Consider the following 9,279-nt stretch of genomic DNA (forward strand, 5'->3'; position numbering starts at 1 on the left):
CATGGCCGAATCTATCCCGGCATGCGCTACTATTGCAACCCTTCTTCAAACCTTCGGATGGTGTGGCATGTCTTCAAAAGAGCCCGATGTCTGGTTCCGTTTTGTCAGGGCTCACCGGACGGTGATTCGCGAAATCGAGCGCCGCCTGGCCCAGGCCGGCTTGCCGGCGTACGCCTGGTACGACGCCCTCTGGGGCCTGGAAAGCGGCGCCGAAGGTACCCGGCGCATGCACGAATTGGCCGATGTGCTGGCCATCGAGCGCTACAACCTCACACGCCTGGTGGATCGCCTGGAAAAAGACGGCCTGGTGCAGCGCTCGCGCTGTGAGGGCGATGGTCGCGCGGCCTTTGTCAGCATCACCGACGAAGGCCGAAAGCTGCGCAAGAAGATGTGGAAAATCTACGAGGCGACAGTGGCCGAGCTGTTTCTCTCGCAACTGGACAGCGAGCAGAAACACGCCTTTGCCGATGCCCTGGAACGCACCGCGACCCTGGCTCGGGCGGCGGCCAATGGTGGCGACACAGGCTCCAGGGGCTGAGCCCGGTACCGTCAGGGCAGGCCATAGGTCGCCATGGCCTGTTCCACGCATTGCATGGGCAATTGCCCAGCGTCTGCCAGGCTCTTGAGCGCCAGCACGGCGATCCAGCGAGCCTCGGGGCAGCGGCCGCGTCGCGGGTCGCGGGCGGCATCGAAGGAGTCGGTGCCCAGGGCCACCAGCTCGGCCTTGAGGTGAGGGCGTAGCTGTTCGGCCACCGCCTGGCCGTAGCCAGTCACTGCAATCACGGGCGCCGAGTCATCCGCCAGGCAGCGCTGCAGGTGTGAGCCGCGCTTCTCCTGCCCAGGATGCAGGCGATTCCAATGCTGCGCCGCAGCCGCTTCCCGCGCCAGGCGGGTGTAGCTGGGGCAACTCCAGAGCTGGCTGGCCACCTTCCAATCACGCTGCAGCAGATCCGCCGCGGCCCTGACCTGGGCAAACGCCCGGCCGGCGCCCAGCAGTCGCACGCGCCCCGCCGCTGGGTGGGCAGTGGTGTCCGTCACCTTGTACATCCCCTGCAATGCGGCTTGCCGTTGCTCGGGCGTCAGTTCCAGTTGCAGCTCATGGTCATGCAGGGCCAGGTAGTAGAAGCCTGGCTGGCCCTCGATATACAGGCGTTGCAGGGCCTCCAGGACAATCGCCTCGGCCTCTGCGCCAGTGGCCGGGTCGAATGGCAGGCAGTGCGGGTTGTGGGCCAGCCACAACGCCAGTGACGGGTCGGCACCCTTGGGCCATGGGGAGGTTTGGGTCTCACTGTCGTTGCACAGGATGCCCCGCGCCGCGGTCTCGGCGCTGACCGCGCACAACTGCGCCGAAGAACTGCAGCGGTGCAGATAAAGCAGGGGTTTTTCCGCGCTGTCGGTGGAGAACCACAATGGCCAGGCGCTGATCCGGGTACTCCTTTGTGGTGCGCCGTGGCTGCGCACCACAAAGGACTGGCGTGCGGTGCGCCGGTCCAGCTCCAGGGTATTGGCCATCTCCAGCACGGTGTTGAGTGGCGAACCGCCAGGGGGGCGGGCGCTCCTGAGCAGGTCCAGGCAGGCCTGGGCCGCCTGTTGCGCGAGGGCGTTGTGGCGAGTGGGGAAAAGTGAGGATGGGTTCATGCTCGGCGCCGTCCGCAAGGGGGGAGAGCGGCTACCCTAACGGATTGGCAAATATGATTGCAGTTGCAATCGTTGCAATTGCATCTGTGTTCGAGGGTTAAATTCCTCACGGGCTGTTACGTTTTAATGATAGAAATCCTGACCTGGGGGGTAGTATTTTTTCTGTCATCCCGGCACTTTATGCTGATCCCGATGGTCATTAGGCACAGGGCTATTGAACAAGGTCTTTCAACAACGGAAAAAGGAGTCCGCCATGGACGAATACCAAGAGGAACTGCTGGAGTATCAGGCTTTCGAGCTGGATCCTCTGGAACCTGCAGAAGACGCCACCGAGCTGTAACGCCGGTGGCGTTTTTTTTACCGTTTCTCTAGCCGAATTGTCGGTGGCTGCGGCGAAAATCCCCGGGGGTCTGGCCATTCCAGCGCTTGAAGGCCCGTTGAAACGCCTCGGCTGAGGCAAAGCCCAGCAGATAGGCAATCTCCCCGAACGCCAGTTCAGTATCGCGAATGTAGGTCATGGCCAGGTCGCGGCGGGTGTCATTGAGAATTGCCCGGAACTGCGTCCCTTCTTCCGCCAGCTTGCGCCGCAGGGTCCAGGTCGGCAGCTTCAGGCGCATCGCCACTTCTTCCAGGCCCGGCTCGCGACCGCCATTGAGCAAAGGCCCCAGCATCTGAATGATGCGTTCGCGCAGGCTGCGGGTGCGGGTCAGTTGTTCCAGTTCTCTCTCGCACAACTGCACCAGATGCCGCCAGGTGCTCGGGCAATGCTGCGGGTTGCGCAGGCCCAGGCTGGCCTGGCTCAGGCGCAGCTGGTTCTGTTCGGCGCCGAACTGGATAGGCGTGGGGCCGAGCACCGCATAGGCCTCGTGGTAGTCCGGGCGCTGGAATTCGATATCGATCTGTTCGGCGTGGATCGCCTGGTCGGCGACGCTGGACAACTGCTGCAGCCAGCCGGAGATGATCGAGTCCACCACGAAGCGGTTGTAGGCGTTGTACGGGCTGATGGAGTAGAAGCACAGCCAGGCGCCGCTGGCATCCTCGTGAAAGCTCGACTGGCCGCGATAGTTGGAGCCATACAGAGCTTCGAAGCGGGTCAGGCAGCGGGCTGCTTCGCGCACGGTGGGGGCCTGGGCTGCGGTCACTCCGGCCAGGCCGGCCTGGCTCAGCCGGCTCAGGCGGCCCATGCGCAAGCCCAGGGCCGGGTCTCCGGTCAGCTGGATCGCCCCGTGGCCCAGGCGCATGTAGCGCGGGATTGACAGCCGCGCTCCGGCTTCGCCCAGGCGCGCGGCGTCCAGGGCGTACTGTTCCAGCAGGGGGGTGGGGTCCTGCCCGTAGCTGAGGACCGCGTCCACCAGGCTATGGACGAAGCCCACCGACAAGTCGCCCAGGCGCATCGGTGGGGTTTTCATTGGCCTACAACCAGATGTTCAGCAGGCGGGCGCCGCGGTTGCCGTCGTCGGCAAAGGTCTGGCCGTTGCTGTTGATGAAACTCTGGCCACTGCTGCGTTGGTCCCAGAACTGGCCGCGCAGGAACACGCTGACCCCGGCGCTGGCCAGGCTGCTGGGTGCGCGCGCAGTCAGAGTCAGGCGATGCCAGGCCTCCCCCTCGCTGACTTCCTCGGGCTTGAGGCTGACTTCGCTGGGGGTGGCGATGCTCTTGTATCCGCGCCAGGGTTTGTCCCAGCCATCACGGCCCATGACAAAGGCCGGGACCGCCACCAGTTGGGCGTGCTGGTCATTGAGCTTGCGGTAGTTGTCGGGGTACCAGCTGTCGCTGCCGATCAGCACACCGAGGCGCCCGGCCGGGGTGTCGATAACCTCCAGTGCTTTGTCGGCATCGCCCTTCACGTAGCCGCTTTCGGCGTAGGTCGGGTAGATCTGCCGCTGGGGCTGGCCCATGGGCAGGCCATCGCTGCCAAACACCAGGCTGCTGTTGTACAGGGCGCCGCTGCCGATCTGCAGGTTGCCCTGGCTGACACTGGGTTCTGGAAGAATGATGCTGCCGGCCACCAGGGTCACATGAAACTCCTTGGCCAGGCCGCCGAACAGCGACTGATAGTCCCGAGCCATCCTCTTGGCCTTCATGCGCAGGTACGCATCGTCCAGGCGGCTGTCACCCCTGGCGCTGATCAGCGCCTTGAGAAACGGCAGCGGGTTGCTCACCGCCAGCCAGTTCATTGCCTCTTTCAGAGAGGTGGCCTGATACAGCTCATTCTTTTCACCACTGACCATCAGCCAGGTGCCGACATGCTCGGGCAGCACGACGATGGTCTTGTCATTGACCAGGCCCTTGTCACGGGCTTGCTGCATGTAGGCCGCAAGCTTGCGATGCAGGCGCTCGATGCTCTGGTAGTCGGTGGGGAACAGCTCGGGCTGGATTGCCAGCAGGTTGCCGTGGTCGGCAGGCACACCCTGGTCCACCGCGAGCTGGATACGCAGGTCCGACAGGTAGTGCGCCCCTGGACGATCACGGGTCCAGATGGCGTAGCTGGTGATGGCGGCAAGCAGGGCCAGGGTGAGGGTGATGTAGAGAAGTTTGCGCATGGGAAAACAGTCAGCGGCCGTGTGCTGGATCGTGACATTTCTCGGATATTTGGGCCAAAGGTACAGGAAAACAGTGTGTTAGAGCGGTTTTTTGCATGAAATGGGTCATTTTCCGTGGCGTCTCGGGCTTTTCCCTGGGCTGCGCCTGCGATGTCGCCTCAGGGGGGAGAGGGCTGGCAGGTTGCTGCGGTCCTGCATCGAGCGCGTCAGGTTTAGTGCAGTTGCCCCTACTTTCGTCGAAGTTCCAGGTTTTGCACGTTGATGGGTTGTTCGACAATGAAGCAATCTTGAAAGTTCTTCGGGACTTATCCGAAGAGGCTCAGTAGTGGCGAACTAATAGTTCCAAAGTGGACTGCTGGGTCATTCGTAACAGTTATTAAAAAAACCAGCGGTCCAGGGGGCCACTTATCAGTTGTAGTCGCCGTTTCGGCCCAATTGGTTGTTTTGCTATCGAAGTATGTCTTTCTATTGAAGTTCGCCTCCACTCATTTTCTTCAAAGGATGAAGTGATGAACTCCATAGAAAAGGAACTTGATTGCGGTCGTTCCGTAACTGACCAGCAAAAGATCGAAGAAGTCACCCGCCAAATTACCGAGCATGGTAACGAACTACGCAGACGCTATCCTGTCCTGAACTATCAGAACGCCCTGGGTGCAAGTGCCATGGCTGTTTCGGTGACAGTTATGGTGGTGACTGGTGTGTTGTATGTGAAGGGCATCATGCCCGCGTGGTTGTGCATCTTGGTAAACGCGCTGTCTACCTCGATCATTCATGAACTTGAACATGACCTGATTCACCGTCTGTATTTCCGGAAACAGCCTCTGGCCCATAACTCCATGATGCTGCTGTGCTGGCTGACGCGCCCGGGAATGCCCAGCCCCTGGCTCAGGCGCGGCCTGCACTTTCATCATCACAAGGAATCCGGAACCGCCACCGATGTCGAGGCCTGGATCACCACCAGCGGCAACCCCTGGGGTATTCTCAGGCTGCTGAAGCTGATGGATGGCTTCCTGTTCGGCTTTGTGAATGCGGTCTGCGCGCCGGGCTGGCGGCAGAAAATGAAACTACTGGCCAGGATCATTCGCCTCAATACCCCTTTCGGGCTCCTGTACTGGGGCAGCTGGTATGTGTTCCTGGGTTATCACTTGTCTACCTGGCTGGGCGGCCTGGCAGGAGTGCCGCCACCAAGTTCGCCGTTAGTGCTGCAAGTGATGAACGTGATTGATTGTGCAGTGGTCATTGTTGTTGCGCCGAATATGATTCGACAGTTCTGCCTGTATTTCATCAGTTCCAATATGCATTATTACGGTGATGTTGCGCCACGCAATGCTCTACAACAAACCCAAGTAATGAACCATTGGCTGCTGTGGCCGTTCCAGTTGTTCTGTTTCAACTTTGGCAGTACTCACAGTATTCATCATTTTGTCGTGAAAGATCCTTTTTATCTTCGACAGATGACGGCGCCCTATGCCCATGAAGTCATGGCGAAGGCCGGAGTTCGTTTCAATGACTTCGGTACCTACAAGCGCGCAAATCGTTTCAAGTTGGATACGGTCCACTTTCAGTCCAGAGGCTGAAGGTCTTTTGCACCTCTATTGTTCTTGTTATCACAGGTTTGCATTGCCATTGACGAATGCAACCGGCCTCTTGGTTTCGGTTTTTAACTCATGCTGACCCTGGCCGAGTCTCGCCAGGGCGGCATGACGATGGATGGGAGTTTTGAGAATGGAAGCGCAAGGAACATGTGCGAAGGGTTTCGAAGCCGTGCTGCACGCCTTCGAGGCAATGTTCGATGATCCCCAGGAGCGCGGCGCCGGGCTCTGTGTGCAGGTCGGCGGCCAGACCGTAGTCGACCTGTGGGCCGGCGTGGCGGACCTGGAGGGCAACAAGCCGTGGCACCACGGCACCCTGGCCAATACCTTCTGCACCATCAAGCCCTTGGCCGCAGTGGCTGTCCTGATGCTGGTGGAGGAGGGCAAGCTGGAGCTCGACGCGCCGGTGGCCCGCTACTGGCCCGAGTTTGCCCAGGGCGGCAAGGGGCGGGTCACCGTACGCCAGGTCATGACCCACACCTCCGGCATACCGGCGCTGCGCGGGCCCAATCACAACGCCATGATGTATGACTGGGAGCACATGGTTGAGATCCTGGCTGCCGAGCCATTGTGGTGGCAGCCAGGAACCGGGTTGGGGTATGCCACCACTATCTTTGGCTGGGTCATCGGTGAGTTGATTCGCCGGGTCGACGGTCGAGAGCCTTGCACCTTCATCCACGAGCGGATCACCCGGCCCCATGACCTGGAGGTTTACCTGGGGGTCGAGGAACAGGATTTTGAGCGTATCGCGCATTTCGATGCCGCCGAGGGGCGGGTGGGCGACTACTACTCGGAGGACCTGCGCAAGGTGATCATTGCCGAGCCGGAGCATGTCGCGACCCTGGCCTTTACCAACCCGGGCATGGTCCCCCGGCGCACCTGCGACCCCCGCTGGTGGGCCTATCGGCAGCCGGGGGTCAACGGCCACAGCACCGCCCATGGCCTGGCCGGCTTTTACAGCGCATTGCTGGGGGGCCGCCTGATCGGGCCCGACCTGTTGAGTGAGTTCACCCGTGAGCACAGCAATGACATGGATCGCATCTGGCGACGCCCCATGCGCTATGGCCTGGGCTGCATGATGGAGCAACCGGCCGATCCGGCTGCCTCCCTCGGCATGGGGCCCGAGACTTTCGGTCATATCGGCCTGGGCGGCCCGATCAGTTTTGCCGACCCCGAACGCGAGGTGAGCTTCGGCTTTGTCACCACCACCTCGGGCCGGCACACCATGATCGATCCCCGCCCGCAGCAACTGGCCGCGCTGGCCTACGCGGCACTTTAAGAGGAAGGGGGGATGGTAAAAGGGTGTGCGTTCTGATCATTAAGTTGTCAGTTACAGTCATTGAGTGCCCGATGTTCTGCTCTTAGTCTGTGCAGCAATACTGATGGAAGCCGCAGAGCTTCCGCATTTTTCCGTGATTGCCCGATCTGGAGTGACACCATGGCTGGAGCACCTTACCCGCATTTGCTGGCCCCCCTCGACCTGGGTTTCACCACCCTGCGCAACCGCACCCTGATGGGGTCGATGCACACCGGTCTGGAAGAAAAGCCCGGCGGCTTCGAGCGCATGGCGGCGTACTTTGCCGAGCGTGCCCGGGGCGGCGTGGGCCTGATGGTCACCGGCGGCATCGGCCCCAACGATGAGGGCGGGGTGTATTCCGGCGCCGCCAAGCTGACCACCGAAGAAGAGGCACTCAAGCACCAGATCGTGACCCGTGCGGTGCACGAGGCCGGCGGCAAGATCTGCATGCAGATCCTTCATGCCGGGCGTTATGCCTACAGCCCCAAGCAGGTGGCTCCCAGCGCCATCCAGGCACCGATCAACCCGTTCAAGCCAAAGGAGCTGGACGAGGAAGGCATCGAGAAGCAGATCCGCGATTTCGTCACCTGCTCGACCCTGGCCCAGAAGGCCGAATACGACGGTGTCGAGATCATGGGCTCGGAAGGTTATTTCATTAACCAGTTCCTGGCCGCCCACACCAACCACCGCACCGATCGTTGGGGCGGCAGCTATGAAAACCGCATGCGCCTGCCGGTGGAAATCGTCCGTCGGGTACGTGAGGCGGTGGGCCCGAACTTCATCATCATCTTCCGCCTGTCGATGCTCGACCTGGTGGAAGGCGGCAGCACCTGGGAAGAGATCGTGCAATTGGCCCAGGCCATCGAGCAGGCCGGCGCCACCCTGATCAACACCGGGATCGGCTGGCACGAAGCGCGGATTCCCACCATCGCCACCAAGGTGCCGCGTGCCGCATTCAGCAAGGTGACGGCCAAGCTGCGCGGTTCGGTGAGCATTCCGCTGATCACCACCAACCGCATCAACACCCCGGAAGTCGCCGAGCAGATCCTCGCCGAGGGCGATGCCGACATGGTCTCCATGGCGCGGCCATTCCTGGCCGACCCGGACTTCGTCAACAAGGCCGCCGAAGGCCGCGCCGACGAAATCAATACCTGCATCGGCTGCAACCAGGCGTGCCTGGACCACACCTTCGGCGGCAAGCTCACCAGTTGCCTGGTCAACCCGCGCGCCTGCCACGAGACCGAGCTGAACTACCTGCCGGTCAAGCAGATCAAGAAGATCGCCGTGGTCGGTGCCGGCCCGGCGGGCCTGTCCGCCGCTACCGTGGCCGCCGAGCGTGGGCATCAGGTGACCCTGTTCGATTCCGCCAGCGAGATCGGCGGCCAGTTCAACATCGCCAAGCGAGTGCCGGGCAAGGAAGAGTTCTTCGAGACCCTGCGCTACTTCAAGCGCAAGTTGCAGACCAGCCATGTCGAGCTGTGCCTCAACACCCGCGTCGATGTGCAGCAACTGGTGGCCGGCGGCTTTGACGAAATCATCCTGGCCACCGGCATTGCCCCTCGCGTGCCGGCGATTCCCGGGGTGGAGCACGCCAAGGTCCTCAGTTACCTGGACGTGCTGCTGGAGCGCAAGCCGGTGGGCAAGAGCGTGGCGGTGATCGGTGCCGGCGGCATCGGCTTCGATGTTTCCGAATTCCTCGTGCACCAGGGTGTGGCCACCAGCCAGGATCGCCAGGCGTTCTGGAAGGAATGGGGCATCGACACCCAGCTCCAGGCCCGTGGCGGTGTGGCCGGGATCAAGCCCGAGCCCCATGCACCAGCGCGGCAGGTGTTCCTCTTGCAGCGCAAGAAGACCAAGGTCGGCGACGGCCTGGGCAAGACCACCGGCTGGATCCATCGCACCGGTCTGAAGAACAAGCAGGTGCAGATGCTCAACAGCGTCGAGTACCTGAAGATCGACGATGCCGGCTTGCATATCCGTATCGGTGAGGCCGGCGAACCCCAGGTGCTGCCGGTGGACAACATCGTCATCTGTGCCGGCCAGGATCCGCTGCGTGAACTGCAGGACGGCCTGGTGGCGGCAGGGCAGAATGTGCACCTGATCGGTGGTGCCGATGTGGCCGCCGAACTGGACGCCAAGCGCGCCATCAACCAGGGTTCGCGTCTGGCGGCCGAGCTGTAACGGCCTGCCGTCCTGTAGCCGCTGCCG

At 61.8% G+C, this 9,279-nt stretch carries 8 protein-coding genes; 5 read left to right on the forward strand and 3 right to left on the reverse strand.

Annotated features, from left to right (window positions below):
* Positions 1-67 precede the first annotated feature (67 nt).
* On the forward strand, positions 68-538 hold the full coding sequence (locus F6S12_RS13895; protein ID WP_053152753.1) for a MarR family winged helix-turn-helix transcriptional regulator: 471 nt from the start codon (positions 68-70) through the stop codon (positions 536-538).
* A gap of 11 nt (positions 539-549) precedes the next feature.
* Here the strand turns inward: F6S12_RS13895 and F6S12_RS13900 are convergent, their stop codons facing one another.
* Entirely contained in the window at positions 550-1,638 is a 1,089-nt protein-coding gene (locus F6S12_RS13900; protein ID WP_315869002.1) for a transketolase-like TK C-terminal-containing protein, read from the reverse strand.
* A 214-nt stretch (positions 1,639-1,852) separates the two neighbouring features.
* Between F6S12_RS13900 and F6S12_RS13905 the strand changes: the two genes are divergently transcribed.
* Positions 1,853-1,978, forward strand: coding sequence for a hypothetical protein (locus F6S12_RS13905; RefSeq protein ID WP_011062261.1), 126 nt, complete (start codon positions 1,853-1,855; stop codon positions 1,976-1,978).
* Between the two features lie 28 nt (positions 1,979-2,006).
* Here F6S12_RS13905 and F6S12_RS13910 read toward each other — a convergent pair whose 3' ends face one another.
* Entirely contained in the window at positions 2,007-3,047 is a 1,041-nt protein-coding gene (locus tag F6S12_RS13910) for an AraC family transcriptional regulator (protein WP_019093770.1), read from the reverse strand.
* A gap of 4 nt (positions 3,048-3,051) precedes the next feature.
* Complete coding sequence (locus F6S12_RS13915; protein ID WP_015636340.1) at positions 3,052-4,182, reverse strand: carbon-nitrogen hydrolase family protein; 1,131 nt, start codon at positions 4,180-4,182, stop codon at positions 3,052-3,054.
* Between the two features lie 509 nt (positions 4,183-4,691).
* On the opposite strand from F6S12_RS13915, the gene F6S12_RS13920 reads away from it, so the two are divergent.
* From F6S12_RS13920 to F6S12_RS13930, 3 genes are all read left to right on the forward strand, one after another.
* The gene (locus F6S12_RS13920; protein WP_315869003.1) at positions 4,692-5,759 is read left to right on the forward strand and encodes a fatty acid desaturase; all 1,068 of its coding nucleotides are present in this window, start codon (positions 4,692-4,694) and stop codon (positions 5,757-5,759) included.
* A gap of 148 nt (positions 5,760-5,907) precedes the next feature.
* Positions 5,908-7,053 carry a serine hydrolase domain-containing protein gene (locus tag F6S12_RS13925; protein WP_315869004.1) on the forward strand — a complete coding sequence of 382 codons (1,146 nt, stop codon included), beginning with the start codon at positions 5,908-5,910 and terminating at the stop codon, positions 7,051-7,053.
* 159 nt (positions 7,054-7,212) lie between these two features.
* Positions 7,213-9,252: an NADPH-dependent 2,4-dienoyl-CoA reductase gene (locus tag F6S12_RS13930; protein ID WP_011062256.1), complete on the forward strand. Its 2,040-nt coding sequence runs from the start codon at positions 7,213-7,215 to the stop codon at positions 9,250-9,252.
* Positions 9,253-9,279: the final 27 nt, after the last annotated feature.

It is taken from the genome of Pseudomonas sp. JV245A (genome assembly GCF_032424515.1).
Taxonomy (GTDB): Bacteria; Pseudomonadota; Gammaproteobacteria; order Pseudomonadales; family Pseudomonadaceae; genus Aquipseudomonas; species Aquipseudomonas protegens.

Excerpts from the sequence above, each read along its gene's own strand:
- F6S12_RS13895 (WP_053152753.1), top strand. The coding sequence starts at position 68 with ATGTCTTCAAAAGAGCCCGATGTCTGGTTCCGTTTTGTCAGGGCTCAC.
- F6S12_RS13900 (WP_315869002.1), bottom strand. The coding sequence starts at position 1,638 with ATGAACCCATCCTCACTTTTCCCCACTCGCCACAACGCCCTCGCGCAA.
- F6S12_RS13910 (WP_019093770.1), bottom strand. The coding sequence starts at position 3,047 with ATGAAAACCCCACCGATGCGCCTGGGCGACTTGTCGGTGGGCTTCGTC.
- F6S12_RS13915 (WP_015636340.1), bottom strand. The coding sequence starts at position 4,182 with ATGCGCAAACTTCTCTACATCACCCTCACCCTGGCCCTGCTTGCCGCC.
- F6S12_RS13920 (WP_315869003.1), top strand. The coding sequence starts at position 4,692 with ATGAACTCCATAGAAAAGGAACTTGATTGCGGTCGTTCCGTAACTGAC.
- F6S12_RS13925 (WP_315869004.1), top strand. The coding sequence starts at position 5,908 with ATGGAAGCGCAAGGAACATGTGCGAAGGGTTTCGAAGCCGTGCTGCAC.
- F6S12_RS13930 (WP_011062256.1), top strand. The coding sequence starts at position 7,213 with ATGGCTGGAGCACCTTACCCGCATTTGCTGGCCCCCCTCGACCTGGGT.